Source organism: Klebsiella sp., from assembly GCF_027492335.1.
Classification (GTDB): domain Bacteria; phylum Pseudomonadota; class Gammaproteobacteria; order Enterobacterales; family Enterobacteriaceae; genus Klebsiella; species Klebsiella huaxiensis.
Genome location: NZ_JAPUEW010000068.1, coordinates 16327 through 43322, shown reverse-complemented (window position 1 = coordinate 43322; position 26996 = coordinate 16327). Strand labels below are relative to the sequence as shown.

The 26996-nt window shown below is 56.7% G+C and carries 31 protein-coding genes; 25 read left to right on the top strand and 6 right to left on the bottom strand.

Annotation, left to right across the window (positions count from 1 at the left end):
- From eutP to eutR, 16 genes are all read left to right on the top strand, one after another.
- Window positions 1–480, top strand: a complete 480-nt coding sequence (gene eutP, locus QVF11_RS20610; RefSeq protein WP_110272168.1) for an ethanolamine utilization acetate kinase EutP — start codon at window positions 1–3, stop codon at window positions 478–480.
- Complete coding sequence (gene eutQ / locus QVF11_RS20605) at window positions 458–1150, top strand: ethanolamine utilization acetate kinase EutQ (protein WP_287858951.1); 693 nt, start codon at window positions 458–460, stop codon at window positions 1148–1150. The genes eutP and eutQ overlap by 23 nt, the downstream gene beginning before the upstream one ends.
- Window positions 1147–1950 (top strand): ethanolamine utilization cob(I)yrinic acid a,c-diamide adenosyltransferase EutT, encoded by an 804-nt coding sequence (eutT, locus tag QVF11_RS20600; protein ID WP_142513058.1) that lies wholly within the window; start codon window positions 1147–1149, stop codon window positions 1948–1950. The genes eutQ and eutT overlap by 4 nt, the downstream gene beginning before the upstream one ends.
- Entirely contained in the window at window positions 1947–2963 is a 1017-nt protein-coding gene (gene pta, locus QVF11_RS20595) for a phosphate acetyltransferase (RefSeq protein WP_181485373.1), read from the top strand. Before eutT ends, pta begins: the two co-directional genes overlap by 4 nt.
- 39 nt (window positions 2964–3002) lie before the next feature.
- Window positions 3003–3296: an ethanolamine utilization microcompartment protein EutM gene (eutM, locus tag QVF11_RS20590; RefSeq protein ID WP_110272172.1), complete on the top strand. Its 294-nt coding sequence runs from the start codon at window positions 3003–3005 to the stop codon at window positions 3294–3296.
- A gap of 106 nt (window positions 3297–3402) precedes the next feature.
- Entirely contained in the window at window positions 3403–3690 is a 288-nt protein-coding gene (gene eutN / locus QVF11_RS20585) for an ethanolamine utilization microcompartment protein EutN (protein WP_110272173.1), read from the top strand.
- 11 nt (window positions 3691–3701) lie between these two features.
- On the top strand, window positions 3702–5105 hold the full coding sequence (locus QVF11_RS20580) for an aldehyde dehydrogenase family protein (RefSeq protein WP_287858948.1): 1404 nt from the start codon (window positions 3702–3704) through the stop codon (window positions 5103–5105).
- Window positions 5106–5117: 12 nt separating this feature from the next.
- A complete protein-coding gene (gene eutJ, locus QVF11_RS20575; protein ID WP_287858946.1) occupies window positions 5118–5957 on the top strand; it encodes an ethanolamine utilization protein EutJ in 840 nt (279 codons plus the stop codon).
- Window positions 5947–7134: an ethanolamine utilization ethanol dehydrogenase EutG gene (eutG, locus tag QVF11_RS20570; protein ID WP_287858944.1), complete on the top strand. Its 1188-nt coding sequence runs from the start codon at window positions 5947–5949 to the stop codon at window positions 7132–7134. Before eutJ ends, eutG begins: the two co-directional genes overlap by 11 nt.
- A gap of 195 nt (window positions 7135–7329) precedes the next feature.
- Complete coding sequence (gene eutH, locus QVF11_RS20565) at window positions 7330–8562, top strand: ethanolamine utilization protein EutH (protein ID WP_110272177.1); 1233 nt, start codon at window positions 7330–7332, stop codon at window positions 8560–8562.
- The gene (gene eutA / locus QVF11_RS20560; RefSeq protein ID WP_287858942.1) at window positions 8559–9962 is read left to right on the top strand and encodes an ethanolamine ammonia-lyase reactivating factor EutA; all 1404 of its coding nucleotides are present in this window, start codon (window positions 8559–8561) and stop codon (window positions 9960–9962) included. Before eutH ends, eutA begins: the two co-directional genes overlap by 4 nt.
- An 11-nt stretch (window positions 9963–9973) precedes the next feature.
- On the top strand, window positions 9974–11335 hold the full coding sequence (gene eutB, locus QVF11_RS20555; protein WP_112212898.1) for an ethanolamine ammonia-lyase subunit alpha: 1362 nt from the start codon (window positions 9974–9976) through the stop codon (window positions 11333–11335).
- A gap of 20 nt (window positions 11336–11355) precedes the next feature.
- The gene (gene eutC, locus QVF11_RS20550; RefSeq protein ID WP_112213205.1) at window positions 11356–12249 is read left to right on the top strand and encodes an ethanolamine ammonia-lyase subunit EutC; all 894 of its coding nucleotides are present in this window, start codon (window positions 11356–11358) and stop codon (window positions 12247–12249) included.
- Between the two features lie 9 nt (window positions 12250–12258).
- Entirely contained in the window at window positions 12259–12918 is a 660-nt protein-coding gene (gene eutL / locus QVF11_RS20545) for an ethanolamine utilization microcompartment protein EutL (protein WP_110272180.1), read from the top strand.
- A 10-nt stretch (window positions 12919–12928) separates the two neighbouring features.
- Window positions 12929–13411: an ethanolamine utilization microcompartment protein EutK gene (eutK, locus tag QVF11_RS20540; RefSeq protein WP_110272181.1), complete on the top strand. Its 483-nt coding sequence runs from the start codon at window positions 12929–12931 to the stop codon at window positions 13409–13411.
- 48 nt (window positions 13412–13459) lie between these two features.
- Window positions 13460–14512 carry an HTH-type transcriptional regulator EutR gene (gene eutR, locus QVF11_RS20535; protein ID WP_287858940.1) on the top strand — a complete coding sequence of 351 codons (1053 nt, stop codon included), beginning with the start codon at window positions 13460–13462 and terminating at the stop codon, window positions 14510–14512.
- Window positions 14513–14523: 11 nt separating this feature from the next.
- On the opposite strand, the gene hemF is transcribed toward eutR, so the two are convergent.
- On the bottom strand, window positions 14524–15423 hold the full coding sequence (gene hemF, locus QVF11_RS20530; RefSeq protein WP_287858938.1) for an oxygen-dependent coproporphyrinogen oxidase: 900 nt from the start codon (window positions 15421–15423) through the stop codon (window positions 14524–14526).
- Window positions 15423–16295, bottom strand: a complete 873-nt coding sequence (amiA, locus tag QVF11_RS20525) for an N-acetylmuramoyl-L-alanine amidase AmiA (protein ID WP_110272183.1) — start codon at window positions 16293–16295, stop codon at window positions 15423–15425. The genes hemF and amiA overlap by 1 nt, the downstream gene beginning before the upstream one ends.
- 211 nt (window positions 16296–16506) lie before the next feature.
- Here amiA and QVF11_RS20520 point away from each other — a divergent pair, with 211 nt between their 5' ends.
- The 9 genes from QVF11_RS20520 to cysM all read left to right on the top strand — a co-directional run bounded on the left by QVF11_RS20520 (window position 16507) and on the right by cysM (window position 24040).
- Complete coding sequence (locus QVF11_RS20520; protein ID WP_004104360.1) at window positions 16507–16932, top strand: GNAT family acetyltransferase; 426 nt, start codon at window positions 16507–16509, stop codon at window positions 16930–16932.
- Entirely contained in the window at window positions 16919–17368 is a 450-nt protein-coding gene (locus tag QVF11_RS20515; RefSeq protein WP_142513052.1) for a DUF2919 domain-containing protein, read from the top strand. Before QVF11_RS20520 ends, QVF11_RS20515 begins: the two co-directional genes overlap by 14 nt.
- 61 nt (window positions 17369–17429) lie before the next feature.
- Window positions 17430–18005 (top strand): RpoE-regulated lipoprotein, encoded by a 576-nt coding sequence (locus QVF11_RS20510; protein WP_112212903.1) that lies wholly within the window; start codon window positions 17430–17432, stop codon window positions 18003–18005.
- A gap of 94 nt (window positions 18006–18099) precedes the next feature.
- Complete coding sequence (locus QVF11_RS20505; RefSeq protein ID WP_110272187.1) at window positions 18100–18999, top strand: Dyp-type peroxidase; 900 nt, start codon at window positions 18100–18102, stop codon at window positions 18997–18999.
- Window positions 19000–19183: 184 nt separating this feature from the next.
- Window positions 19184–20200, top strand: a complete 1017-nt coding sequence (gene cysP / locus QVF11_RS20500) for a thiosulfate/sulfate ABC transporter substrate-binding protein CysP (protein ID WP_287858936.1) — start codon at window positions 19184–19186, stop codon at window positions 20198–20200.
- The gene (gene cysT, locus QVF11_RS20495; protein WP_110272189.1) at window positions 20200–21033 is read left to right on the top strand and encodes a sulfate/thiosulfate ABC transporter permease CysT; all 834 of its coding nucleotides are present in this window, start codon (window positions 20200–20202) and stop codon (window positions 21031–21033) included. The genes cysP and cysT overlap by 1 nt, the downstream gene beginning before the upstream one ends.
- Entirely contained in the window at window positions 21033–21908 is an 876-nt protein-coding gene (gene cysW, locus QVF11_RS20490) for a sulfate/thiosulfate ABC transporter permease CysW (protein ID WP_112212905.1), read from the top strand. The genes cysT and cysW overlap by 1 nt, the downstream gene beginning before the upstream one ends.
- A complete protein-coding gene (cysA, locus tag QVF11_RS20485; RefSeq protein ID WP_110272191.1) occupies window positions 21898–22992 on the top strand; it encodes a sulfate/thiosulfate ABC transporter ATP-binding protein CysA in 1095 nt (364 codons plus the stop codon). The genes cysW and cysA overlap by 11 nt, the downstream gene beginning before the upstream one ends.
- A 136-nt stretch (window positions 22993–23128) precedes the next feature.
- Window positions 23129–24040 (top strand): cysteine synthase CysM, encoded by a 912-nt coding sequence (gene cysM / locus QVF11_RS20480; RefSeq protein WP_110272192.1) that lies wholly within the window; start codon window positions 23129–23131, stop codon window positions 24038–24040.
- Here the strand turns inward: cysM and QVF11_RS20475 are convergent.
- The 4 genes from QVF11_RS20475 to ptsJ form a co-directional block, all read right to left on the bottom strand.
- Window positions 24037–24444 (bottom strand): YybH family protein, encoded by a 408-nt coding sequence (locus tag QVF11_RS20475; protein WP_112212906.1) that lies wholly within the window; start codon window positions 24442–24444, stop codon window positions 24037–24039. The two genes, cysM and QVF11_RS20475, sit on opposite strands and share 4 nt — an antisense overlap.
- 22 nt (window positions 24445–24466) lie before the next feature.
- Window positions 24467–24841 (bottom strand): YfeK family protein, encoded by a 375-nt coding sequence (locus QVF11_RS20470; protein ID WP_112212907.1) that lies wholly within the window; start codon window positions 24839–24841, stop codon window positions 24467–24469.
- Window positions 24842–24932: 91 nt separating this feature from the next.
- The gene (locus tag QVF11_RS20465) at window positions 24933–25640 is read right to left on the bottom strand and encodes a type 1 glutamine amidotransferase (RefSeq protein ID WP_112212908.1); all 708 of its coding nucleotides are present in this window, start codon (window positions 25638–25640) and stop codon (window positions 24933–24935) included.
- Between the two features lie 14 nt (window positions 25641–25654).
- Window positions 25655–26953 carry a MocR-like B6 salvage transcription factor PtsJ gene (ptsJ, locus tag QVF11_RS20460; RefSeq protein ID WP_287858932.1) on the bottom strand — a complete coding sequence of 433 codons (1299 nt, stop codon included), beginning with the start codon at window positions 26951–26953 and terminating at the stop codon, window positions 25655–25657.
- Window positions 26954–26996: the final 43 nt, after the last annotated feature.

The following is a 26996-nucleotide window of genomic DNA, read 5'->3' as shown; positions in this document are numbered from 1 at the left end:
ATGAAACGTATTGCATTTGTCGGTACGGTGGGCGCGGGAAAAACAACGCTATTTAACGCGTTGCAGGGGAATTATTCCCTCGCCAGGAAAACGCAGGCCGTGGAATTTAATGAAAGTGGCGATATCGACACGCCTGGGGAATATTTCAGTCATCCGCGCTGGTATCACGCGTTAATTACCACGCTACAGGATGTGGATACGCTGATTTATGTCCATGCAGCCAATGACAAAGAGAGTCGCTTACCTGCCGGGCTGTTGGATATCGGCACCAGTAAACGACAAATCGCCGCAATCAGCAAAACGGATATGCCGGATGCCGACGTTGCCGCAACGCGACGGTTACTTCACGCAATGGGGTTTCAGGAGCCGATTTTTGAACTCAATGGTCACGACCCGCAAAGCGTACAGCACCTGGTGGATTATCTGACAGAGCTCAGCCAAAAGGAGGAAGGGGCAGGTGAAGAAACTCATCACAGCTAACGATATTCGTGCGGCCCACGCACGCGGTGAACAGAAGATATCGATTGTTCTGCGCGCCAGCATCATCACCCCGGAGGCCCGCGAAGTTGCGGATCTGCTGGGCGTCGCCATTACCGAATGCGATGAATCCACACCTGCGGTGGCGGCACCGGTAGCAGAGGAGAAAACGGAAAGCCAGCGCATTCGTGAAACCATCATCGCGCAGCTGCCGGAAGGACAGTTTACCGAAACTCTGGTCGCGCAGTTGATGGACAAGGTGATGAAGGAGAAACAGTCGCTGGCGCAGGGCGATATGCAACCCAGCTTTAAATCGGTCACTGGCAAAGGTGGCGTAAAAGTCATTGACGGCAGCAGCGTCAAGTTTGGCCGCTTCGACGGTGCCGAACCGCACTGCGTCGGCTTAACGGACTTAGTCACCGACCAGGACGGCAGCAGTATGGCCGCCGGGTTTATGCAGTGGGAAAACGCTTTTTTCCCGTGGACGCTGAATTACGACGAGGTTGATATGGTGCTGGAGGGCGAACTGCATGTGCGCCATGAAGGCGAAACCATGATTGCCAAAGCCGGTGACGTGATGTTTATCCCGAAAGGTTCGAGCATCGAGTTCGGCACTCCGTCGAGTGTGCGCTTCCTGTACGTTGCCTGGCCTGCGAACTGGCAATCGCTATGAAAGATTTCATCACCGAAGCTTGGCTCAGAGCAAACCACACGCTCAGCGAAGGAGCAGAGATTCATCTGCCCGCCGATGCTCGCCTGACGCCATCAGCTCGGGAACTGCTGGAAAGCCGCCGTCTGCGCATTAAGTTTATCGACGAACAGGGAAGCCTGTTTGTTGATGATGATCAGCAGCAGCCGCAGCCGGTACATGGCTTAACCAGCAGCGAAACGCACCCGCAGGCGTGCTGCGAGCTGTGTCGCCAGCCGGTGGTGAAAAAGCCCGACACGCTGACCCATCTGACGGCAGACAAGATGGTCGCCAAAAGCGACCCGCGTTTGGGCTTTCGCGCGGTGCTCGATAGCACTATCGCACTGGCGGTGTGGCTGCAAATCGAACTGGCGGAACCGTGGCAGCCGTGGCTGGCGGATATTCGCTCGCGTCTGGGCAACATTATGCGCGCCGACGCCATGGATGAACCGCTGGCGGCGCAGTCCATCGTCGGCTTGAACGAAGATGAGCTGCACCGGCTTTCCCATCAGCCGCTGCGCTATCTCGACCACGATCATCTGGTGCCGGAAGCCAGTCATGGCCGCGATGCTGCGCTGCTGAATCTGTTGCGTACCAAGGTGCGTGAGGCAGAAACGGTTGCCGCCCAGGTCTTTATTAGCCGCAGTTTTGAGGTATTGCGCCCGGACATTCTGCAGGCGCTAAACCGCCTCTCCAGTACCGTCTACGTGATGATGATTCTGTGCGTCACGAAGCATCCGCTCACCGTTAGCCAAATACAACAACGCCTGGGAGGGGAGCAATGATTATTGAACGCGCTCGCCAACTTGCATTGCATTCACCCGCTCGGGTGGTCTTTCCGGACGCGCTGGATGTTCGCGTGCTGAAGGCCGCGCACTACCTGCAACAGCAGGGGCTGGCAAGGCCGATTCTGGTCGCCAGTCCGTTTGCTCTGCGCCAGTTTGCGCTCAGCCACCGCGTACCGATGGACGGTATTCAGGTCATCGACCCGCATAGCAATCTGTCGATGCGCGAAGCGTTTGCCGAGCGCTGGCTGGCCCGTGCCGGAGAGAAAACGCCGCCGGATGCGCTGGAAAAACTCAATGACCCGCTGATGTTCGCCGCCGCCATGGTGAGCGCCGGTAAGGCTGATGTGTGTATTGCTGGCAACCTCTCATCTACGGCGAACGTGCTGCGTGCCGGATTGCGGATTATTGGCCTGCTGCCGGGTTGCAAAACGCTGTCGTCGATTTTCCTGATGTTGCCGCAGTACATCGGACCGGCATTAGGCTTCGCCGATTGCAGCGTGGTGCCGCAACCGACGGCGGCGCAACTGGCGGATATCGCTATCGCCAGCGCCGACACCTGGCGAGCCATTACCGGCGAGGAGCCGCGCGTCGCGATGCTGTCTTTCTCAAGCAACGGCAGCGCCCGCCACCCCAATGTTGCCAACGTACAGCAGGCCACTGAAATCGTGCGCCAGCGTGCGCCGCAGCTGATGGTGGACGGCGAACTGCAGTTTGACGCCGCTTTCGTGCCGGATGTCGCCGCGCAGAAAGCGCCCGCCAGCCCGCTTGAAGGCAATGCGAACGTGATGGTCTTCCCATCGCTGGAGGCGGGCAATATTGGCTACAAAATCGCCCAGCGGCTGGGCGGCTATCGCGCCGTTGGGCCGCTCATTCAGGGGCTTGCCGCGCCGCTTCACGATCTCTCCCGAGGTTGTAGCGTGCAGGAAATTATCGAACTGGCGTTAGTGGCAGCCGTGCCGCGCCAGACTGACGCGAATCGGGTAAACGACTCGCAAACACTCGTTGTATAGGTCCCGTTCTGGACCCCCTTTGATTAAGAGGAAAACACAATGGAAGCATTAGGAATGATTGAAACCCGGGGCCTGGTTGCGCTGATTGAGGCTTCTGACGCAATGGTTAAAGCCGCACGCGTGAAGCTGGTTGGCGTGAAGCAGATCGGTGGCGGCCTGTGTACTGCCATGGTGCGTGGCGATGTGGCGGCGTGTAAAGCCGCGACGGATGCCGGTGCCGCAGCGGCGCAGCGCATTGGCGAGCTGGTCTCGGTACACGTTATTCCGCGTCCGCATGGCGATCTGGAAGAAGTGTTTCCGATCAGCTTTAAAGGCGACAGCAGCAACCTGTAACCGCTCTCTGTGACGTCACCTGCTGGCGTCACGTTCTCCCTTTTGCAAATGGCTCTCTACGGAGGGCAGGGAACTGCTTTACCTGAAATAAGCCACGGAGGCGGATATGAAACTGGCAATCGTCACAGGACAAATTGTTTGTACCGTCCGCCATCAGGGACTGGCGCACGACAAATTGCTGATGGTGGAAATGATTGATGCCCAGGGTAATCCCGACGGGCAGAGCGCCGTCGCTATCGACAATATTGGCGCGGGGCCCGGTGAGTGGGTGCTGTTGGTTAGCGGTAGCTCAGCCCGCCAGGCGCATGCGCGTGAATCCTCTCCCGTCGACCTGTGCGTGATTGGCATCGTCGATGAAGCGGTGGCTGGTGGTCAGGTGATCTTTCACAAATAGGGCATAAGAAAATGAATCAACAGGATATTGAACAGGTCATCAAAGCGGTACTGCTGAAGATGAAAGACAGCAGTCAGCCTGCTGGCGCCGTTCATGAAATGGGCGTCTTTGCCTCCCTGGATGACGCCGTTGCGGCAGCGAAAGTCGCCCAACAGGGGCTGAAGAGCGTGGCGATGCGCCAGCTTGCCATTCATGCCATTCGTGAAGCGGGCGAAAAATACGCCCAGGAATTAGCGGAACTTGCCGTGACTGAAACCGGCATGGGACGCGTCGACGATAAATTTGCCAAAAACGTCGCTCAGGCGCGCGGTACGCCGGGCGTGGAGTGTCTCTCCCCGCAGGTGTTGACTGGAGATAATGGCCTGACGCTGATTGAAAATGCGCCGTGGGGCGTGGTGGCTTCGGTAACGCCGTCCACCAACCCGGCCGCGACCGTCATTAACAACGCCATCAGCCTGATTGCCGCTGGCAACAGCGTAGTCTTTGCGCCGCATCCGGCAGCGAAAGGCGTTTCTCAGCGTGCGATCGGCCTGCTTAATCAGGCGGTGGTTGCGGCGGGCGGCCCGGCAAACCTGCTGGTCACCGTGGCGAACCCGGATATCGAAACCGCCCAGCGCCTGTTTAAGTACCCCGGAATCGGACTGCTGGTGGTAACCGGCGGCGAAGCGGTGGTGGAATCCGCGCGCAAGCATACCAATAAACGTCTGATTGCTGCCGGTGCCGGTAACCCGCCGGTAGTCGTTGACGAGACCGCCGACCTGGCGCGCGCCGCGCAGTCCATCGTCAAAGGCGCGTCGTTTGATAACAACATCATCTGCGCCGACGAGAAGGTGCTGATTGTGGTTGATAGCGTCGCCGATGAGCTGATGCACCTGATGGAAGGCCAACACGCGGTGAAACTGACCTCCGCTCAGGCCGAGCAGCTCCAGCCGGTGCTGCTGAAAAATGTCGATGAGCGCGGCAAAGGCACCGTCAGTCGTGATTGGGTCGGGCGCGATGCGGGCAAGATTGCCGCGGCCATCGGTCTGAACGTCCCGGAGCAAACGCGCCTGCTGTTCGTTGAAACCTCAGCCAGCCATCCGTTCGCGGTGACCGAACTGATGATGCCGGTGCTTCCTGTCGTACGAGTTGCCAACGTCGAAGAGGCCATCGCTCTGGCGGTCCAGCTTGAAGGCGGCTGCCATCACACGGCGGCGATGCACTCGCGCAATATCGACAACATGAACCGGATGGCTAACGCCATCGACACCAGCATTTTCGTCAAAAACGGACCGTGCATTGCCGGACTTGGATTGGGCGGTGAAGGCTGGACCACCATGACCATTACCACGCCGACCGGGGAAGGGGTGACCAGTGCGCGCACCTTTGTTCGCTTGCGGCGCTGTGTGCTGGTGGATGCGTTCCGCATCGTATAAGGAGTGAAAGAGATGGCGCACGACGAACAGCTGTGGCTCACCCCCAGACTGCAAAAAGCGGCTGCCCTGTGTAATCAGACGCCTGCCGCCAATGAATCACCGCAGTGGCTGGGCGTGGATTTAGGCACCTGCGACGTGGTGTCGATGGTTGTCGACAGTGAAGGGCAGCCGGTGGCGGTGTGCCTGGACTGGGCTGACGTCGTGCGTGACGGCATCGTCTGGGATTTCTTCGGTGCCGTCACCATCGTACGCCGCCATCTCGACACTCTCGAACAGCAGCTTGGTTGCCGCTTTACCCACGCGGCGACCTCGTTTCCGCCGGGCACCGATCCGCGTATTTCGATCAATGTGCTGGAGTCTGCCGGGCTGGAAGTCAGCCATGTGCTGGATGAACCGACCGCGGTGGCGGATCTGCTGCAACTGGATAACGCGGGCGTGGTGGATATCGGCGGCGGTACCACCGGCATCGCTATCGTCAAACGGGGCGAGGTGACGTACTCCGCCGACGAAGCCACTGGTGGTCATCACATCTCCCTGACGCTTGCCGGAAACCGCCGTATTCAACTGGAAGAAGCGGAGCAGTACAAGCGCAGCAACGCCCAGGAGATCTGGCCGGTGGTGAAGCCGGTATACGAAAAGATGGCCGAGATTGTTGCTCACCATATTGAAGGGCAGGGAATTGCTGATTTATGGCTGGCGGGCGGCTCCTGTATGCAGCCGGGCGTGGATGCGCTGTTTCGCAAGCGCTTCCCGGAATTGCAGGTGCATTTGCCCCAGCACAGCCTGTTTATGACCCCGCTGGCAATTGCCAACAGCGGGAGAGAGAAAGCGGAGGGAATCTATGCAAGCTGAATTGCAGACGGCGCTCTTTCAGGCATTCGATACCCTGAATCTGCAACGCGTAAAAACCTTTAGCGTACCGCCGGTCACGCTGTGCGGCCTCGGCGCGCTCAGCACCTGCGGGCAGGAAGCGCAAATTCGCGGTTTGAGCCATCTGTTCGTGATGGTTGATAGTTTTTTGCATCAAGCGGGAATGACCGCCGGGCTTGAACGCAGCCTGGCGATGAAGGGCGTGGCGATGACCGTCTGGCCGTGCCCGCCGGGTGAGCCGTGCATTACCGACGTCTGCGCGGCGGTGGCTCAACTACGCGAATCACAGTGCGACGGCGTGGTGGCCTTTGGCGGCGGTTCAGTGCTGGATGCGGCAAAAGCGGTCGCGCTGCTGGTCACCAACCCTGAGCAGACGCTGAGCGCCATGACCGAAACCAGCGCATTGCGCCCGCGTTTGGCGCTGATTGCGGTGCCGACAACGGCCGGAACCGGCTCCGAAACCACCAACGTGACGGTGATTATCGATGCGGTCAGCGGGCGTAAGCAGGTGCTGGCGCATGCTTCTCTGATGCCGGACGTGGCGATTCTTGACGCTGCGCTGACTGAAGGTGTTCCTCCTCACGTGACGGCGATGACCGGTATCGATGCGCTGACTCATGCCATAGAAGCTTACAGCGCGCTCAATGCGACACCGTTCACCGACAGCCTGGCAATTGGTGCGATTGCGATGATTGCTCAGTCGCTGCCGAAAGCGGTGGGCTACGGGCACGACCTCGCTGCGCGCGAAAGCATGTTGCTTGCCTCGTGCATGGCCGGGATGGCTTTTTCCAGCGCCGGTCTGGGCTTATGCCACGCGATGGCGCACCAGCCGGGCGCGGCGCTGCACATTCCGCACGGCCAGGCCAACGCCATGCTGCTGCCGACGGTGATGGGATTTAACCGCATGGTATGCCGCGAACGCTTTAGCCATATCGGCCGGGCACTAACCGGCAAGAAAACCGATCACCACGACGCAATTGCTGCCGTACGCGAGCTGATTGCCGAAGTGGGCCTGACCAAACGGCTTTCGGATGCCGGAGCGTTACCTGAACACTTCAGTGGATGGGCGCAGGCGGCGCTGGGGGATATTTGTTTGCGTACTAACCCGCGGACCGCCAACCAGGAGCAGATTATCCAGCTGTATACGGCGGCACAATGATGCGATTTCCCGGAGTACAGGATTGCGGTGACCCTGTAGCCCGGTCAGCGAAGCGCCACCGGGAATGATGCGGGCTGGAGGGTTATCCCGGAGGCGGCGCGTGGCGCCTGTCCGGGCTACAACACCGGCACATCACTCAAGATGTTCCAGGTGTTCACAGTATCTACAAATCATAAATGACAGGGAGTAAGGGCTATGGGAATTAACGAAATCATCATGTACATCATGATGTTCTTTATGCTGATTGCCGCCGTGGACAGGATCCTGTCGCAGTTCGGCGGCTCGGCGCGCTTCCTCGGTAAGATAGGTAAAAGTATCGAGGGATCCGGCAGTCAGTTCGAAGAAGGCTTTATGGCGATGGGCGCGCTGGGCCTGGCGATGGTCGGTATGACCGCGCTGGCTCCGGTACTGGCGCATCTGCTCGGGCCGGTGATTATTCCGCTGTATGAAATGCTCGGTGCAAACCCATCGATGTTCGCCGGGACGCTGCTGGCCTGCGATATGGGTGGCTTCTTCCTCGCCAAAGAGCTGGCAGGCGGCGACATTGCAGCATGGATGTACTCCGGCCTGATTCTGGGTTCCATGATGGGGCCAACCATTGTGTTCTCCATACCGGTCGCGCTCGGCATTATCGAGCCTTCCGATCGTCGTTATCTGGCGCTCGGCGTACTGGCCGGGATTGTCACCATTCCGATCGGCTGTATTGCGGGTGGCTTGATTGCGATGTACTCCGGTGTTGAGGTTAATGGCCAGCCGGTGGAGTTCACCTTCGCGCTGATCCTGATGAACATGATCCCGGTACTAATTGTCGCTGCGCTGGTGGCGCTGGGGCTGAAGTTTATCCCGGAAAAAATGATCAACGGCTTCCAGATCTTTGCCAAGTTCCTCGTGGCGCTGATCACCATCGGACTTGCCGCTGCGGTGATCAAATTCCTGCTTGGCTGGGATCTGATCCCCGGTCTTGACCCTATCTTTATGGCGGCCGACGACAAGCCCGGCGAAGTGATGCGCGCCATTGAAGTTATCGGATCCATCTCCTGCGTACTGCTTGGTGCCTATCCGATGGTATTGCTGCTGACCCGCTGGTTTGAAAAACCGCTGATGCGCGTCGGCAATCTGCTGAAAGTTAACAATATCGCTGCTGCTGGTATGGTCGCGACGCTGGCCAACAACATCCCGATGTTCGGCATGATGAAGCAGATGGATACTCGCGGCAAAGTCATCAACTGCGCGTTTTCGGTCTCCGCTGCTTTTGCGCTGGGTGACCACTTAGGCTTCGCCGCCGCCAATATGAACGCCATGATCTTCCCGATGATTGTCGGCAAGCTGATCGGCGGTGTGACGGCGATTGGCGTGGCGATGATGCTGGTACCGAAAGATGAAAACGTTTCTGCACCAGCAGAAACCGAAGTGGAGGCGCAATCGTGAATACACGCCAGCTGCTGAGCGTCGGTATCGATATCGGCACCACCACCACCCAGGTGATCTTTTCGCGCCTTGAGCTGGTGAACCGTGCGGCAGTGTCGCAGGTGCCGCGCTACGAATTCATCAAACGCGAAATTAGCTGGCAAAGCCCGGTCTTCTTTACCCCTGTCGATAAGCAGGGCGGTCTGAAGGAGGCTGAACTTAAGGCGCTGATTCTGGCCCAGTATCAGGCCGCAGGTATTGCCCCCGAATCGGTGGACTCCGGGGCAATCATCATCACCGGGGAAAGCGCGAAAACCCGCAATGCTCGTCCGGCAGTGATGGCGCTGTCGCAGTCGCTGGGGGACTTTGTAGTTGCCAGCGCCGGTCCGCATCTGGAGTCGGTGATTGCCGGTCACGGCGCCGGGGCGCAAACCCTGTCAGAACAGCGCCTGTGCCGGGTGCTGAACATCGACATCGGTGGTGGTACCTCGAATTACGCCCTGTTTGATGCCGGAAAAGTCAGCGGCACCGCCTGCCTGAACGTTGGTGGCCGTCTGCTGGAGACCGATGGGCAAGGGCGCGTGGTTCATGCCCATCAGCCGGGACAGAGGATTGTCGATGAGGTTTTCGGTGCTGGCACCGATGCCCGTTCGCTTAACGCTACCCAGCTGATTCAGGTGGCGCGACGGATGGCGACGCTTATCGTCGAGGTTATCGATGGCATGCTCTCTCCACTGGCGCAAAAGCTGATGCAAACCGGATTGCTGCCCGCCGATAAGAAGCCAGATGTGATTACCCTTTCCGGCGGAGTGGGCGAGTGCTATCGCAACCAGCCCGCCGATCCGTTCTGTTTTTCTGATATTGGGCCGCTGTTGGCGACGGCGCTGCATGAGCATCCGCGACTGCGCGAAATGAACGTGCAGTTTCCAGCGCAAACCGTGCGCGCCACGGTGATTGGCGCGGGAGCGCACACGCTGTCGCTCTCCGGGAGCACCATCTGGCTGGACGATGTCGCTTTGCCGATTCGTAACCTGCCGGTGGCGATCCCGCTTGAGTCTGCTGACCTCGTGACGGCCTGGCAGCAGGCGCTGGTACAGCTCGATCTGGATCCTCAAACCGATGCTTACGTGCTGGCGCTTCCCGCATCGCTTCCGGTGCGCTACGTCGCATTACTTACGGTTATTGACGCGCTTGTCGCCTTTATCGCGCGTTTTCCCAATCCGCATCCCCTGCTGGTGGTAGCCGAGCAGGATTTTGGCAAGGCGCTGGGCATGCTGCTGCGCCCGCAGTTACAACAACTCCCGCTGGCGGTCATCGATGAGGTGAGCGTCCGGGCGGGGGACTATATCGACATTGGTACGCCTCTTTTTGGCGGATCGGTTGTGCCGGTGACGGTGAAATCACTCGCATTTCCTTCCTGAGGGAACGACTTATGAAACTAAAGACCACATTGTTCGGCAATGTTTATCAGTTTAAGGATGTAAAAGAGGTGCTGGCTAAAGCCAACGAACTGCGTTCGGGGGATGTGCTGGCGGGCGTGGCGGCGGAGAGTTCGCAGCAGCGCGTGGCGGCGAAGCAGGTGCTGTCCGATATGACAGTTGCCGATATTCGTAATAACCCGGTGATCCCTTACGAGGAGGATTGCGTAACGCGTCTGATTCAGGACGACGTCAACGAAACCGCCTATAACCGTATTAAAAACTGGACCATCAGCGACCTGCGCGAATACGTGCTGAACGATGAAGTGACCAGCGACGATATCGCGTTTGTGCGCAAAGGGCTGACCTCTGAAGTGGTGGCGGCGGTGGCGAAGATCAGTTCCAACGCTGACCTGATCTACGGCGCGAAGAAAATGCCGGTAATCAAAAAAGCCAACACTACCATCGGCCTGCCGGGCACCTTTAGCTGCCGTCTGCAGCCGAACGATACCCGTGACGATGTGCAGAGTATTGCCGCACAAATCTACGAAGGACTCTCCTTTGGTGCGGGTGATGCGGTAATCGGTGTTAACCCGGTCACAGACGACGTGGAGAACCTGACCCGCGTACTCGATACCGTTTACGGCGTTATCGACAAATTCAATATCCCGACCCAGGGCTGCGTACTGGCGCACGTCACCACCCAGATCGAAGCGATTCGTCGCGGTGCGCCGGGCGGGCTGATTTTCCAGAGTATCTGCGGCAGTGAGAAGGGCTTAAAAGAGTTCGGCGTGGAGCTGGCGATGCTTGATGAAGCGCGCGCGGTTGGTGCGGAGTTCAACCGTATCGCCGGGGAAAACTGCCTGTACTTTGAAACCGGGCAGGGCTCGGCGCTGTCGGCTGGCGCGAACTTCGGTGCCGATCAGGTGACGATGGAAGCACGTAACTACGGGCTGGCGCGGCACTACGATCCGTTCCTCGTTAACACCGTGGTGGGATTTATCGGACCAGAGTATCTCTACAACGACCGGCAGATTATCCGCGCGGGTCTGGAAGATCACTTTATGGGCAAGCTGAGCGGCATCTCGATGGGCTGCGACTGCTGCTACACCAACCACGCTGACGCCGACCAGAACCTCAACGAAAATCTGATGATTCTGCTCGCCACCGCCGGTTGCAACTACATCATGGGCATGCCGCTCGGCGACGACATCATGCTCAACTATCAGACCACCGCGTTTCACGATACCGCCACCGTCCGTCAGTTACTGAATTTACGGCCGTCGCCGGAGTTCGAACGCTGGCTGGAAACCATGGGCATTATGGCAAACGGTCGCCTGACCAAACGGGCGGGCGATCCGTCACTGTTCTTTTGATGACGCGGGGATGACACATGATGGATCAAAAGCAGATTGAAGAAATTGTACGTAGCGTGATGGCGTCAATGGGACAACCGCAAACCACGGCGGCAGCGCCGCAGGCGGCGGTGACGAAGTGCGCCAGCCAGTGTGAAGTTGCCGCGGAGAGTTGCGAACTGGATTTAGGTTCGCCTGAAGCCAAGGCCTGGATTGGCGTGCAGCAGCCGCATCGTGCGGAAGTGCTGGCCGAGCTGAAGCGCAGCACCGTGGCGCGTGTTTGTACCGGTCGTGCCGGTCCACGCCCGCGCACCCTCGCGCTGTTGCGCTTTCTTGCCGACCATTCACGCTCCAAAGATACGGTGCTGAAAGAGGTGCCGGAAGAGTGGGTGAAAACCCAGGGCCTACTGGAAGTGCGTTCAGAAATTAGCGACAAAAACCTCTACCTGACGCGCCCGGATATGGGGCGTCGCCTGAGTGCTGAAGCGATTGACGCGCTGAAGTCACAGTGCGTAATGAGCCCGGATGTGCAGGTGGTGGTTTCCGATGGCCTCTCGACCGACGCGATCACCGTCAACTATGAAGAGATCTTGCCGCCGCTGCTGTCGGGCCTGAAACAGGCTGGATTGAAGGTCGGCACGCCGTTCTTCGTGCGCTACGGGCGCGTCAAAATCGAAGATCAGATTGGCGAAATTCTCGGTGCGAAAGTCGTTGTCCTATTGGTGGGTGAGCGTCCTGGGCTAGGGCAGTCGGAAAGCCTCTCCTGCTATGCCGTTTACTCTCCGCGCGTGGCGACTACCGTTGAAGCGGATCGTACCTGTATTTCGAATATTCACCAGGGCGGTACGCCGCCGGTAGAGGCGGCCGCGGTGATCGTTGATTTGGCCAAACGCATGCTGGAGCAGAAGGCTTCCGGCATCAACATGACTCGTTAAGGAGGCATCATGCCTGCATTAGATTTAATTCGCCCCTCGGTGACGGCCATGCGCGTGATTGCTTCGGTGAATGACGGTTTCGCGCGCGAACTTAAATTACCGCCACATATACGTAGCCTCGGACTCATCACGGCAGATTCTGATGACGTGACTTATATTGCCGCTGACGAAGCGACAAAACAGGCAATGGTGGAAGTGGTTTATGGCCGCTCTCTGTACGCCGGGGCGGCTCATGGTCCCTCGCCGACAGCGGGGGAAGTGTTGATTATGTTGGGGGGGCCTAACCCGGCGGAGGTTCGCGCCGGTCTGGATGCGATGGTCGCGCATATTGAAGGCGGCGCGGCGTTTCAGTGGGCCAATGACGCCGAAGATACGGCGTTTCTGGCACATGTAGTTTCGCGCACCGGCTCGTATCTCTCGTCGACTTCAGGCATTGCGCTGGGTGACCCGTTGGCCTATCTGGTCGCGCCGCCTTTAGAAGCGACGTTTGGTATCGATGCAGCGTTGAAATCAGCGGACGTCCAGTTGGTGACCTACGTGCCACCGCCGTCAGAAACCAACTATTCGGCGGCGTTTTTGACGGGAAGCCAGGCTGCCTGTAAAGCCGCCTGCAATGCCTTTACTGATGCCGTTCTGGATATAGCCCGTCATCCAATCCAGCGCGCGTAAGGGGGCTGTGATGATCAACGCGCTGGGATTACTGGAAGTGGATGGCATGGTTGCCGCCGTTGACGCGGCGGATGCCATGCTGAAAGCGGCCAACGTGCGTCTACTCAGCCATGAAGTTCTCGACCCGGGGAGGCTGACGCTGGTGATTGAAGGCGATCTGGCGGCATGCCGTGCGGCGCTGGATGCCGGAAGCGCTGCTGCACAGCGCACGGGCCGTGTTATTAGCCGCCGGGAAATTGGCCGACCGGAAGAGGATACCCAGCGGCTGATTAGTGGCTTTCAACGCCAACAGGAAACGCCGGAGGCACCTGCAACGACGGAGTCATCAGAAGCCCTGGTGGCGCTGCTGACATCGGTGCGTCAGGGAATGACGGCAGGGGAGGTGGCCGCGCATTTCGGCTGGTCGCTTGAAGAAGCCAGAAAGGCGCTGGAGCAGCTCTTTTCTGCCGGGGCGTTGCGTAAACGCAGTAGTCGCTATCGCTTAAAAAATTAACCAGTCGGAGGTGCCGGGAGCGCGACAGTGTTCCCGGCTCAAAAGATCATGAAAAAGAAAAAACCGGCAAACCTGCACCATCTTTATCATGAAGCATTACCCGAAGACGTTAAGCTGACGCCGATGGTGGAGGTGGATAACGTCCACCAGCGGCGTACCACCGATGTTTATGAACATGCCCTGACGATTACCGCCTGGCAGCAGATTTACGATCAACTTCATCCGGGAAAATTCCACGGTGAATTCACTGAAATCCTGCTCGATGATATTCAGGTTTTTCGCGAATATACTGGCCTGGCGCTGCGTCAATCCTGCCTGGTATGGCCTAACTCTTTTTGGTTCGGCATTCCGGCAACCCGCGGCGAGCAGGGGTTTATTGGCTCGCAGTGTATTGGCAGTGCGGAAATCGCTACCCGACCCGGCGGTACGGAGTTTGAACTCAGTACGCCGGATGATTACACCATTCTTGGGGTGGTTATCTCGGAAGATGTGATTTCCCGCCAGGCCGGCTTCCTGCATCATCCGGAAAGAGTGCTGCATATGTTGCGTAACCAGTCGGCGCTGGAGGTGAAAGGACAGCACAAAGCGGCGCTATGGGGTTTTGTGCAGCAGGCGCTGGCGACGTTTAGCGAGAACCCGGAAAACCTCCATCAACCCGCTGTACGCAAAGTGTTGGGCGATAATTTACTGCTGGCGATGGGGGCGATGTTGGAGGAGGCGCAGCCGATGGTCACCGCCGAGAGCATCAGCCATCAAAGCTATCGACGACTATTATCCCGAGCGCGGGAATATGTGCTGGAGAATATGTCGGAGCCGCTGACCGTTCTCGACTTATGTAATCAGTTGCATGTTAGCCGCCGCACGCTGCAAAACGCTTTTCACGCCATTCTGGGGATTGGCCCGAACGCGTGGCTGAAGCGCATTCGGTTAAACGCGGTGCGCCGGGAGCTGATTAGCCCCTGGTCGCAGAGCACGACGGTTAAGGATGCCGCGATGCAGTGGGGATTCTGGCATTTGGGGCAGTTCGCCACCGATTATCAGCAGTTGTTCGCCGAGAAACCGTCGCTGACGCTGCATCAAAGGATGCGGCAGTGGGCATAATGATGGGGCGCTTATAGCCAGTCGCGAACCTGAATAAATTCGCCTAGCGCCGCCTCCGGGCTGCCCGCTTCTGGCTGATAATCATATTCCCAGCGGACCAGCGGAGGCATCGACATCAGGATGGATTCGGTGCGTCCGCCTGTTTGCAGGCCGAACAGGGTTCCGCGATCCCACACCAGATTGAACTCTACGTAGCGCCCGCGACGGTAGAGTTGAAAATCGCGCTCGCGCTGGCCCCAGAGCATCTCTTTACGTCGCTCGACAATCGGTAAATATGCGTCGGTATAGCCGTTGCCAACCGCCTGCATAAAGTCGAAACAATGGTCGAAATTCGGGGTATTCAAATCATCGAAAAACAGCCCGCCGATACCGCGCTGCTCGTTACGATGTTTGAGGAAGAAGTAGTCGTCGCACCACTTTTTATAGTGTGGATAAACCTCTTCGCCGAAGGGGTAGCATAAATCACGGGCGGTACGATGCCAGTGAACGGCATCTTCTTCAAAACCGTAATAGGGGGTTAAATCGAAGCCGCCGCCGAACCACCACACTGGGTCAGCGCCCGGTTTTTCCGCAATAAAAAAGCGCACGTTGGCATGGCTGGTGGGAATGTACGGACTGCGCGGATGCACCACCAGCGACACGCCCATGGCTTCGAAGCTGCGTCCCGCTAGCTCAGGGCGGTGAGCGGTAGCAGAAGCCGGCATCGCATCGCCGTGTACGTGAGAAAAGTTCACGCCTGCCTGCTCAAAGATTCCGCCATCGCGCAGCACCCGGCTGCGTCCGCCGCCGCCGGCATCCCGCTGCCAGCTATCCTCAACGAAATCGCTGCCGTCAACGGCGCTCAGCTTTTGGCAGATAGTATCCTGCAACTGAAGAAGGAATGCTTTTACCTGCTGCGCGTCGGGTTTCATTAACGTCTCGTCGAATGGGCTTTCTGGTTATCGAACCAGTGGAAATAACTAATAATGCCGTTAGCAATCGCCGTGGCGATTTTCTGCCGGAACGCGGTGGTGCCGAGCAGTTTTTCTTCGTTTGGATTGGTAATAAACGACGTCTCTACTAGCACCGAAGGAATCGATGGCGACTTTAGCACCACGAACGCCGCCTGTTCAGTATTGCGGCTGTGCAGCTTATGCACCGGCTTGATCTTTTTCAGAATATGCGAGCCGAGCGTCAAGCTGTTTTTGATGGTATCAGTTTGTACCAGGTCAAACAGCACTTGCTGTAATAGGTGGTCTTTATCCGTCGCTTTCTTGCCAGCGACCTCATCCGCACGGTTTTCACGATCGGAGAGGTATTTTGCCATGGCGCTACTGGCGCCGCGGTTGGAAAGGGCGAATACGGAGGCCCCGGCTGCGCTCGGGTTGGTGAAACCGTCGGCGTGAATCGACATGAAGAGGTCGGCACCGTGCTGGTGAGCTATCTCCACGCGATCGTACAGCGGAATAAAAGTATCCCCGCTGCGCGTCAGCCGCGCATCAATGCCGTTGCTGCGCAGAATGCTGCGCACGTTTTTAGCGATAGCCAGCACGACGTGTTTCTCTTTTGAGCCGTTATGGCCAATAGCGCCGGTATCAATACCGCCATGGCCCGGGTCGAGCATCACGACGCGTTTAGCGCCTTTTTTCTTCGCGGCGGGTTTGCTGTGACCGTTAGATGTTTTTAACGGTTGTTCTTTCGCGCTGGCCTGTGAGGCGATCCCTGAAAGGGTGATTGCTGCCAGCCCGGCTTTCAGCACCTGGCGGCGCGAAGAAAGTATTTTTAAGGGTTTAAAAGTGCTCATTCGGCCTGAATTGCAAACAAGTGGTAACCAATGTTATATCGTATCGTGTTTTCTGATACGACCATTCAAAATAAGAATTGTTTTACTTTTCATTTCAATACATGACAAAGTCACATTATGCCATTTTTTGCGGCTCATTGCGCCTGATATTGGCTATCGAGCGCAATCGCGCCATAATCACTGTTTTTAACCGTTAATGGTGGGCAATACCATGGAGATACGCGTTTTTCGCCAGCAAGATTTTGAAGAGGTGATTACCTTGTGGGAGCGTTGCGATCTCCTGCGGCCATGGAACGATCCGGAAATGGATATTGAACGTAAGCTGAACCACGATGCCAGCTTGTTCCTGGTTGCTGAGGTTAATGGCGAAGTTGTCGGCACGGTAATGGGGGGTTACGACGGCCATCGCGGGTCGGCTTATTACCTTGGCGTGCACCCTGAATACCGTGGTCGCGGCATTGCGAATGCGTTGCTTAACCGGCTGGAGAAAAAGCTGATTGCCCGCGGCTGTCCAAAAATCAACATTATGATACGTGAAGATAACGACGTGGTTCAGGGGATGTACGAGCGGCTCGGCTATGAGCATTCGGACGTGCTGTGCCTCGGTAAACGCTTAATTGAAGATGAAGAATACTGAATTTATCCCCTCCGATTTTGATAGCCATGGTCGCCTGCGTTTGCCGTTCCTTTTTTGGTGCGTGCTGCTGTTGCAGGCGCGGACGTGGGTGCTATTTCTGATGGCAGGCGCGTCGCGCCAACAGGGCGATGCGTTGCTGAATCTGTTTTATCCGAATCATGACAATTTTTGGCTGGGGTTGCTGCCCGGTATTCCGGCAGTGCTGGCGTTTGTCGTCAGCGGACACCGTCAAAAATTTCCTCGGCTTTGGCCGCTGATGCGCTGGCTGCTGGTCTTCTCGCAAGTATTGCTGTTGGTCTGGCAGCCGTTACTGTGGCTGAGCGGTGAATCACCTTCGGCGTTGACCATCGCCCTTTTGGCGGCGGATCTTTACGCGCTCTGGTGGCTGTTGAGCAGCCGTCGACTGAAAGCCTGTTTTCGTGACGAACAGCTTTAAGGGCACTTTTTGCCGATCGTGTACTCCAACATGCGTTGAATTAATAAGAAAGGACTGAGTCATGAAATCGCGACGTTTACTTCTCTGCGCATTACCGCTGGTCTTAACCGGTTGCTCAACAATGAGCGCGGTCAACTGGTCAGCTGCCTATCCGTGGAACTGGTTTGGTTCCTCAACGGAGGTTACCGAGCAGGGCGTGGGCAATCTGACCGCCGCGACGCCGATGAGCGAGCAGGCCATCAGCGATGCGATTGGCAGCAACTATCGCCTGCGCAGCGGTATGAAAACCGCCAACGGCAACATCGTGCGCTATTTCGAAGCGTTAAAAGATGACAAGGTCGCGCTAACCATCAACGGTGAGAGCGGCACCATCAGCCGTATCGACGTGCGCGATAGCAATATCGAAGCCGCCAGCGGCGTGAAAGTTGGCACGCCGTTTAGCGACATCTACAGTAAAGCTTTCGGCAACTGTCAGAAAGGCCATCATGACAACGGCACGGTTGTGGAATGTAAAGCCGAAGGCAGCCAGCACATCAGCTATGTATTCACTGGCAACTGGAGCGGGCCTGAAGAGCTGATGCCTTCTGACGACACGCTGAAGAGCTGGCCTGTGAGCGAGATTATCTGGCGTCGCTAATTTGATCTGAAGTGACTCGACGTTCTGAAAAAACGAGTACAATAGCGCCTTAAAAATGCCACAGCGTTGTGGCTGTATAATTTCAGGAGGAGCGATGTCTCAGGTTCAGAGCGGCATTTTGCCGGAACATTGCCGTGCGGCGATTTGGATTGAAGCGAATGTTAAAGGCGACGTTGATGCACTGCGTGAAGCCAGCAAGGTTTTTGCCGATAAATTAGCTACTTTTGAGGCGAAATATCCGGATGCTAAGCTAGGGGCGGTGGTTGCTTTTGGCCATAACGTCTGGCGTCAACTGAGCGGCGGCGTGGGCGCGGAAGAGTTAAAAGACTTCCCGGTCTATGGTAAAGGTCTGGCGCCATCAACTCAGTATGATGTGCTGATCCACATTTTGTCCGCGCAGCATGAGGTGAACTTCTCTGTTGCCCAGGCGGCAATGGCTGCGTTTGGTAACATCATTGAAGTTAAAGAAGAGATTCACGGCTTCCGCTGGATTGAAGAGCGCGACCTGAGCGGCTTTGTTGATGGCACCGAAAACCCGGCGGGTGAAGAGACGCGCCGTGAAGTCGCCGTTATCAAAGATGGCGTTGATGCAGGCGGCAGCTACGTTTTCGTTCAGCGCTGGGAGCATAACCTCAAACAGCTTAACCGCATGAGCGTTCCTGATCAGGAAATGATGATTGGTCGTACCAAAGAAGCCAATGAAGAGATTGACGGCGACGATCGTCCGGAAACCTCCCACCTGAGCCGCGTGGATCTGAAGGAAGATGGTAAAGGGCTGAAGATTGTGCGCCAGAGCCTGCCGTACGGCACCGCCAGCGGCGTTCATGGTCTCTACTTCTGTGCCTACTGCGCGCGCCTGTACAATATTGAGCAGCAGTTGCTGAGTATGTTCGGCGATACCGATGGTAAGCGCGATGCGATGCTGCGCTTTACTAAACCGGTGACCGGCGGGTACTACTTCGCGCCGTCGCTGGAGCGTATTCAGGCGCTGTAAGCGTAAAGGCCTCTCCTTCATCCGTAAGAGAGGCCTGTTTTCTGCCATCTGGCAAAGCAATTCTATTTACTTATTCTCTTTTCGACTTCCAAATCGCCAAACGGTATATAAAACCGTTACTCCTTTCATCACCGTTATAAATATGATGATCACCAGAAAGTCATCAAATTGATAAGGGTGCGCAATGGCCGTTAAAACACTGAAAAAAGGATATCTGGCTCTGGCAGCTTCTGTGCTGTTAGTTGCGCAGGCGCAGGCGACGGAACTGCTGAACAGTTCCTACGATGTTTCCCGCGAGCTGTTTGCCGCCCTTAACCCGCCGTTTGAACAGCAGTGGGCGAAAGATAATGGCGGCGACAAGCTGACGATTAAACAATCTCATGCCGGGTCATCAAAACAGGCGCTGGCGATTCTGCAAGGCCTGAAGGCCGACGTGGTGACCTATAACCAGGTGACCGACGTGCAGATCTTGCACGACAAAGGCAAGCTGATTCCGGCCGACTGGCAAAGCCGTTTGCCGAATAACAGCTCGCCGTTTTACTCCACCATGGGATTCCTGGTGCGCAAAGGCAATCCGAAAAATATTCACGACTGGAATGACCTGGTGCGCTCCGATGTGAAACTGATTTTCCCGAACCCGAAAACCTCAGGCAACGCGCGTTATACCTATTTAGCCGCGTGGGGCGCCGCGGATAAAGCTGACGGTGGCGATAAAGCCAAAACCGAGCAGTTTATGACCCAATTTCTGAAGAACGTCGAAGTGTTTGATACCGGTGGTCGCGGTGCTACTACCACCTTTGCGGAACGCGGGTTGGGCGATGTACTGATTAGTTTTGAATCGGAAGTGAATAACATCCGCAAACAGTACGAAGATCAGGGATTCGAGGTGGTTATTCCTAAAACCAATATCCTGGCTGAATTCCCGGTGGCCTGGGTGGATAAAAATGTCAAAGCCAACGGTACGGAAAAGGCGGCGAAGGCCTATCTGACATGGCTCTACAGCCCACAAGCGCAGACAATTATTACCGACTATTACTATCGCGTGAACAACCCGAAAGTGATGGATGGATTGAAAGATAAATTCCCGCAGACTGAACTCTTCCGCGTGGAAGACCAGTTTGGATCATGGCCGGAAGTGATGAAAACACACTTTGTCAGCGGCGGTGAGCTGGACAAACTGTTGGCTGCGGGGCGTAAGTAATGTTTGCTGTTGCATCAAAGCGCGTGCTGCCGGGCTTTACCCTGAGCCTCGGCACCAGTCTGCTGTTTGTTTGCTTGATTCTGCTGCTGCCGTTGAGCGCGCTGGTGATGCAGCTCTCTGAGATGACCTGGGCTCAGTACTGGGATGTGGTCACTAATCCTCAGGTGGTGGCGGCCTATAAAGTCACCCTGCTGTCGGCCTTCGTGGCGTCGATTTTCAACGGCGTATTCGGTTTGCTGATGGCATGGATCCTTACGCGCTACCGTTTTCCGGGCCGTACGCTGCTGGATGCGTTGATGGATCTGCCGTTTGCCCTGCCGACGGCGGTAGCGGGCCTGACGCTGGCGTCGCTATTCTCGGTCAACGGTTTTTACGGCGAGTGGCTGGCGAAGTTTGATATCAAAGTGACTTATACCTGGCTGGGTATCGCAGTAGCGATGGCCTTTACCAGCATCCCGTTTGTGGTGCGTACGGTGCAGCCAGTGCTCGAAGAGCTGGGTCCGGAGTATGAAGAAGCTGCGGAAACGCTGGGCGCGACGCGTCTGCAGAGCTTTCGCAAAGTGGTGTTGCCGGAGCTGTCTCCGGCGCTGCTGGCTGGGATTGCGTTGTCGTTTACCCGTAGCCTCGGCGAGTTCGGTGCGGTGATTTTTATCGCCGGTAATATCGCGTGGAAAACGGAAGTGACCTCGCTGATGATTTTCGTTCGTTTGCAGGAGTTTGATTACCCTGCCGCCAGCGCGATTGCTTCGGTGATCCTCGCGGCATCGTTACTACTGCTGTTCTCAATTAACACCCTGCAAAGTCGCTTTGGTCGACGTGTGGTAGGTCACTAATGGCGATCGTTGCTCAATTGAAGCGTTATGACGCGCCCCGCATTAACTGGGGAAAATGGTTTCTGATTGGTACCGGAATGCTGGTTTCTGCTTTCATTCTGATTGTGCCGATGGTCTATATCTTCGTGCAGGCCTTTAGCAAAGGTCTGATGCCAGTGCTGCAAAACCTTGCCGACCCGGACATGCTGCATGCTATCTGGCTGACGGTGATGATTGCTTTGATTACCGTGCCGGTGAACCTGGTGTTCGGTGTGCTGCTTGCCTGGCTGGTGACGCGCTTTACTTTTCCGGGCCGCCAGCTGCTGCTGACGCTGCTGGATATCCCGTTTGCCGTCTCGCCAGTGGTGGCGGGGCTGGTTTATTTGCTGTTTTACGGTTCTAACGGCCCGCTGGGCGGTTGGCTCGATGAGCACAACCTGCAGATCATGTTCGCCTGGCCGGGCATGGTGCTGGCGACCATCTTTGTGACCTGTCCGTTCGTGGTTCGCGAGCTGGTGCCGGTAATGATGAGTCAAGGCAGTAATGAAGATGAAGCGGCGATTTTGCTCGGCGCTTCAGGCTGGCAGATGTTCCGCCGGGTTACGCTGCCGAACATCCGCTGGGCGCTGCTTTACGGCGTGGTGCTGACTAACGCCCGCGCCATCGGTGAATTCGGCGCCGTGTCGGTGGTTTCCGGCTCGATTCGCGGCGAAACCTTATCGCTGCCGCTGCAAATTGAATTACTTGAGCAGGACTATAATACCGTCGGTTCGTTTACTGCCGCCGCCCTGCTGACATTAATGGCTATTTTGACCTTGTTTTTGAAGAGTATGGTGCAATGGCGTTTGGCCAATCAGGAAAAACGCGCGCAACTGGAGGGAAATCATGAGCATTGAGATTGCCAATATTAAGAAGTCTTTTGGTCGCACCCAGGTGCTGAATGATATCTCACTGGATATCCCCTCCGGACAGATGGTTGCGCTGCTGGGGCCGTCCGGCTCCGGGAAAACTACGCTGCTGCGTATTATTGCCGGGCTGGAGAATCAGTCCAGCGGGCATATCCGTTTTCACGGCACCGATGTGAGCCGTGTGCATGCGCGCGATCGCAAAGTTGGATTCGTGTTCCAGCACTACGCGCTGTTTCGCCATATGACGGTGTTCGACAACATTGCTTTTGGCCTGACGGTGCTGCCTAAGCGTGAACGTCCGAATGCTGCCGGTATTAAAGCAAAAGTGACCAAACTGCTGGAAATGGTGCAGCTGGCGCATCTGGCCGATCGCTATCCGGCCCAGCTCTCCGGCGGGCAAAAGCAGCGCGTGGCTTTGGCTCGTGCGCTGGCGGTTGAACCGCAAATCCTGCTGCTGGATGAACCTTTCGGTGCGCTGGATGCTCAGGTGCGTAAAGAACTGCGGCGCTGGCTACGTCAGCTGCATGAAGAGCTGAAATTTACCAGCGTATTTGTGACCCACGATCAGGAAGAAGCCACTGAAGTGGCGGATCGTGTGGTAGTGATGAGCCAGGGCAATATCGAACAGGCCGATGCGCCTGACCTGGTGTGGCGTGAGCCTGCCACCCGCTTTGTGCTGGAGTTTATGGGCGAAGTTAACCGCCTGAAAGGCACCATTCGCGGCGGTCAGTTCCACGTCGGCGCGCATCGTTGGCCGCTGGGCTATACCCCGGCATACCAGGGGCCGGTCGATCTGTTCCTGCGTCCGTGGGAAGTGGATATCAGCCGTCGCACCAGCCTTGATTCGCCGCTGCCGGTACAGGTACTGGAAGCCAGCCCCAAAGGGCACTACACCCAATTAGTTGTTCAGCCCCTTGGGTGGTATGACGAACCGTTGACCGTGGTATTGCAGGGAGAAGATGCGCCGTATCGCGGGGAGCGCCTGTTTGTCGGCTTGCAAAATGCACGCCTGTACAACGGCAATGAACGTATCGAGCCACGCGGGGAGCTTGCTCTGGCTGAATCGGCCTGATAGCTTAATCCGCAAGTTTATCGCCGTTTTCGCAACGGCAGGATTTGGTAGCCCGGGTTAGACGCAATGCGTCGCCATCCGGGGACGTTTGCAGGCCGGGTAAACTCTCACCCGGCCTTTTTATTGGGCAAAAACCGTGAATACATTAGAACAAACAATTGGCAATACGCCTCTGGTGAAATTACAACGCCTTGCGCCTGACAACGGCAGCGAAATCTGGGTCAAGCTGGAAGGGAACAACCCTGCGGGGTCGGTGAAAGATCGCGCGGCGCTGTCGATGATTGTTGAAGCCGAAAAGCGCGGCGAGATTAAGCCCGGCGATGTGCTGATTGAAGCGACCAGCGGCAATACCGGCATCGCGCTGGCAATGATTGCTGCGCTCAAAGGCTATCAGATGAAGTTGCTGATGCCGGATAACATGAGTCAGGAGCGTCGTGCCGCTATGCGCGCCTACGGCGCTGAGCTGATTCTGGTCACCAAAGAGCAGGGCATGGAAGGGGCGCGCGATCTGGCGCTGGAAATGGCCCAACGCGGCGAAGGTAAGCTTTTGGATCAGTTCAATAATCCGGATAACCCTTACGCGCACTACACCACCACCGGGCCGGAGATCTGGCAGCAGACTGATGGACGAATCACCCATTTTGTCTCCAGTATGGGCACAACCGGGACCATTACCGGCGTTTCACGCTTTCTGCGCGAGCAGGATAAAGCGGTGAGCATTGTCGGGCTGCAACCAGAAGAGGGAAGCAGTATTCCGGGGATTCGCCGCTGGCCAGCCGAATATATGCCGGGCATTTTTAACGCACAGCTGGTGGATGAAGTTCTGGATATTCATCAGCAGGATGCGGAAAACATCATGCGAATGCTGGCGGTACGGGAAGGTATTTTCTGCGGCGTCAGTTCAGGCGGTGCGGTGGCTGGCGCATTACGTATTGCTCGTGAAAACCCTGGCTCGGTAGTGGTGGCGATCGTCTGCGATCGGGGCGATCGCTACCTCTCTACTGGGGTCTTTGGCGAAGAGCACTTCGCCCAGGGCGCGGGGATTTAAACCTCGGGAGCGTCGAGCAGGTCAGTACCGTAGGAGTTATCTACGGTACATAGCCAGCGCTCACCCTGCTGGCGAAAGACATAGGTTGCGCGCCGCGTGACCTGTGTCGTGCCGCCTTCCGCCGTCGGGATATCCAGCCGGGTTTCCATAATCACCAGCGCATTGCCGCCGCCTTCAATAATCTCCATCTTCCCCTGCGTCACCACCAGCCGGTGCTGAAAATAATCGGCGATGGCGATAAACGCTTTGCGGATATTCTCTTTGCCCCTGACTACCATTCCCGGCTTAACCACCAGCGCGGCGTCTTCGGCGTAATACTCCATCAGGCTGGCGTAATCCTCCTGCGAGATGGCGCGATCGCAGGCTTCAATGGCGGCTTTTAACTGCGGGTTGGGATTATGCATCTCTGATGGCCCTTTTTGTGAGCTATTGATTTTCCGCCGTGACCGTTTTATCCGTCTCAGCGATCAGGGTGTGCAGGTACGGCTGCGCGTTTTCGTCGCTTTTTCCAGGGATCCTGACGATATAGGGCTTCCCAGTAATAGACGACGATGATGCTACCTTATCAATAAATTGCTCGGCGGTATTGATGCGATTTCGGGTATTGCCTAATTTTAGCCGCAGGTGTGAGACTGCTTCCTCGCAGGTATGGGCATCACCGTTGCGCACGAAGATCAGATCTTTCTTTTGCGCCAGGGCGTCGAGCATCGCGTTAATGCGCGCTTCTTGATAAGCGTTGAGTTTGGCAAAGGCGGGAAGTGTAAGAAATAATGCCATCACCGCGCAGAGAATATTCTTCATCTTGAGTCCCTTCCATAGTGGTTTGTTCGCGATAAAGTTTACTCTTTCCGCAGTGAGGGGATTTAGCTTTAAGAAAAACGATCGCTTTTGGTTAATTCATCGTCAGTTTGTCGAGAAACGTCCACAGTTTCTGATTCATCTCACGGTAGTCCCAGCCGCGCATTTCTTGTTCGCTGCGGATGAAACGTCTGCCTCTGGCGGCGCTGAGCTCTGGCTGCGAATGAGCAATCAGCAGTTCAATGACCTCAGCATCAAATTCCATATGGCATTGGAAACCATATACCCGGTCGCGATATTTCACTATCTGCCGCGGGCAGCCTTCGCTGGAGGCCATCACTTCCGCTTCCGGGGTCAGTCCCGGCATGTCATTATGCCAGTGGCCAACCACCAGTGAAGGGCCAAAGTGGGAGAGTTTGCTATCCTGCAGGCCCGCAGTGGTTAGCGTTAGCGGATAATGACCAATCTCTTTTTCCGGGCTTTGCATCACCGGCGCGCCCAGCGCTTCGCCAATCAGTTGCGAGCCGAGGCAAATGCCAATGACCGTTCGCCCGGCAGCAATCGCCTGGGCGATTAAGCGCTGCTCGGCGTGGGTATCAAAATAAGGGCATTCAGATAGCGTCGTGCGCGGCGATTGCGGGCCGCCCAGCACAACCAGCATATCAAAGTCATCCGCATTTTCTGGCAGTGCATCACCCGCGTAAACGCGTGACCAACTGGTAGCGTAACCGCGCGCCTGCGCCCAATGCAGATACGCTCCCGGCGCTTCAAAGACTTCATGGACAATAAAGTGGATCTGCATAGCGTTAACTCCTGTCAATGTTGTTGTAATACCTGGCATAAATCATCGGCGAGTTTATTGATTTCATCATCGTTCAGTGTGGCGAGCGAAAGGCGGAGTCCGTGCGACGGTGCGCCAACACCGAACGTTTCTCCTTCGCGAACCAGCCAACCCGCGTGCGCCAGACGTAGGGCAATCGGCTGGCTGGGTTTCTCCAGGGGAAGCCAAAAGTTAAGACCGTCTCCAGGCGTAAAATGGGTGAGTCCACGCTGAGAGAGCGCGGTGACCAGTTTTTCATGTTGTTGGCGATAGTGGCGTTGGCTCTGCGTTAAAGATGCCATAAAGGCGCTATCATTCAGGCAGGCCAGCACCAGATCCTGCAGCAGATGGCTGACCCATTGGCTGCCGGAGTTCAGGCGCAGACGCAGCGCCGCCGATGTGTCTGGATCGCTGGCGACAATGGCCAGGCGCATATCCGGTCCCAGCGTTTTTGACAGCGACCGTACCAGCGCCCAGCGCTGAGTTTCAGCGGCCAGCGGGGAGTACCATGGCGTAGCGGACAGCAGCGCAAAATGATCATCGACAATCACCAGAACCTGCGGGTAGCGGGCTAGTATTTCACGTATCGCCCGGGCGCGTGTTTCGCTGAGGCTACAGCCAGTGGGGTTGTGCGCGCGGGGGGTAATAATGAGCGCGCGCGCGCCGTTGCGTAGCGCTTCTTCAAGCGCTGCGGGCTGCACCCCTTCACCATCCACCGGCACTGGCGAAGGGTTAAAACCGGCATAGCGCAGCATGTTGATACTGCTGAGAAAGCAGGGGTCTTCGATAGCCACGCTATCGCCGGGCAACAGCAGGGCGCAAAGCAGACGCTCAAGCGCATCGATAGCGCCGCTGGCGAGGTTAATCTCGGCGTCTATGCCCAAGTCTTTATTCACCCAGGTGCGGGCCCAGGCGGCAAGCTGCGGTTCAACTGCCGCATCGCCGTACAGACGTGGGGTGACTGCGATAGCGCTGAAGTAGCGTTTAATGTCGGCCAGACGATTAGGGTCAGGATTGCCGCTGGAAATATCTTTCAACGGCGAAGAGGGATCGCCCCCTTCAAGCTCGGGGAGAGTATTGTATGTCTTGATGACCGTACCATTACGCCCCTGGCTGATGGCTAATCCGGAGGTGACTAACCGCTTATAGGCTGAAGCGACGGTGTTGCGGTTAACCGAGAGATTGGTAGCCAGCTCGCGAACCGGCGGCAGAACATCGCCTGGTTTTAATACGCCGCTTTGTACCAGATGGCGGACGTTATCGAAGATCTCACTAGCGGTTTTTCCGACAAACATTATTGACCTATGACAAAATGAATTTTAGCATAGGACGAATGAT

Bases quoted from the DNA above. Each gene is read 5' to 3' on its own strand.
- QVF11_RS20465 (WP_112212908.1), bottom strand. From the start codon at position 25,640: ATGCAGATCCACTTTATTGTCCATGAAGTCTTTGAAGCGCCGGGAGCG.
- eutN (WP_110272173.1), top strand. From the start codon at position 3,403: ATGAAACTGGCAATCGTCACAGGACAAATTGTTTGTACCGTCCGCCAT.
- cysW (WP_112212905.1), top strand. From the start codon at position 21,033: ATGGCGATCGTTGCTCAATTGAAGCGTTATGACGCGCCCCGCATTAAC.
- cysP (WP_287858936.1), top strand. From the start codon at position 19,184: ATGGCCGTTAAAACACTGAAAAAAGGATATCTGGCTCTGGCAGCTTCT.
- QVF11_RS20510 (WP_112212903.1), top strand. From the start codon at position 17,430: ATGAAATCGCGACGTTTACTTCTCTGCGCATTACCGCTGGTCTTAACC.
- QVF11_RS20475 (WP_112212906.1), bottom strand. From the start codon at position 24,444: ATGCATAATCCCAACCCGCAGTTAAAAGCCGCCATTGAAGCCTGCGAT.
- eutL (WP_110272180.1), top strand. From the start codon at position 12,259: ATGCCTGCATTAGATTTAATTCGCCCCTCGGTGACGGCCATGCGCGTG.
- pta (WP_181485373.1), top strand. From the start codon at position 1,947: ATGATTATTGAACGCGCTCGCCAACTTGCATTGCATTCACCCGCTCGG.
- eutG (WP_287858944.1), top strand. From the start codon at position 5,947: ATGCAAGCTGAATTGCAGACGGCGCTCTTTCAGGCATTCGATACCCTG.
- QVF11_RS20520 (WP_004104360.1), top strand. From the start codon at position 16,507: ATGGAGATACGCGTTTTTCGCCAGCAAGATTTTGAAGAGGTGATTACC.
- eutT (WP_142513058.1), top strand. From the start codon at position 1,147: ATGAAAGATTTCATCACCGAAGCTTGGCTCAGAGCAAACCACACGCTC.
- eutH (WP_110272177.1), top strand. From the start codon at position 7,330: ATGGGAATTAACGAAATCATCATGTACATCATGATGTTCTTTATGCTG.
- QVF11_RS20470 (WP_112212907.1), bottom strand. From the start codon at position 24,841: ATGAAGAATATTCTCTGCGCGGTGATGGCATTATTTCTTACACTTCCC.
- eutK (WP_110272181.1), top strand. From the start codon at position 12,929: ATGATCAACGCGCTGGGATTACTGGAAGTGGATGGCATGGTTGCCGCC.
- eutM (WP_110272172.1), top strand. From the start codon at position 3,003: ATGGAAGCATTAGGAATGATTGAAACCCGGGGCCTGGTTGCGCTGATT.
- cysT (WP_110272189.1), top strand. From the start codon at position 20,200: ATGTTTGCTGTTGCATCAAAGCGCGTGCTGCCGGGCTTTACCCTGAGC.
- amiA (WP_110272183.1), bottom strand. From the start codon at position 16,295: ATGAGCACTTTTAAACCCTTAAAAATACTTTCTTCGCGCCGCCAGGTG.
- hemF (WP_287858938.1), bottom strand. From the start codon at position 15,423: ATGAAACCCGACGCGCAGCAGGTAAAAGCATTCCTTCTTCAGTTGCAG.
- ptsJ (WP_287858932.1), bottom strand. From the start codon at position 26,953: ATGTTTGTCGGAAAAACCGCTAGTGAGATCTTCGATAACGTCCGCCAT.
- QVF11_RS20580 (WP_287858948.1), top strand. From the start codon at position 3,702: ATGAATCAACAGGATATTGAACAGGTCATCAAAGCGGTACTGCTGAAG.
- QVF11_RS20515 (WP_142513052.1), top strand. From the start codon at position 16,919: ATGAAGAATACTGAATTTATCCCCTCCGATTTTGATAGCCATGGTCGC.
- eutP (WP_110272168.1), top strand. From the start codon at position 1: ATGAAACGTATTGCATTTGTCGGTACGGTGGGCGCGGGAAAAACAACG.
- cysA (WP_110272191.1), top strand. From the start codon at position 21,898: ATGAGCATTGAGATTGCCAATATTAAGAAGTCTTTTGGTCGCACCCAG.
- eutC (WP_112213205.1), top strand. From the start codon at position 11,356: ATGGATCAAAAGCAGATTGAAGAAATTGTACGTAGCGTGATGGCGTCA.
- eutB (WP_112212898.1), top strand. From the start codon at position 9,974: ATGAAACTAAAGACCACATTGTTCGGCAATGTTTATCAGTTTAAGGAT.
- eutR (WP_287858940.1), top strand. From the start codon at position 13,460: ATGAAAAAGAAAAAACCGGCAAACCTGCACCATCTTTATCATGAAGCA.
- eutJ (WP_287858946.1), top strand. From the start codon at position 5,118: ATGGCGCACGACGAACAGCTGTGGCTCACCCCCAGACTGCAAAAAGCG.
- QVF11_RS20505 (WP_110272187.1), top strand. From the start codon at position 18,100: ATGTCTCAGGTTCAGAGCGGCATTTTGCCGGAACATTGCCGTGCGGCG.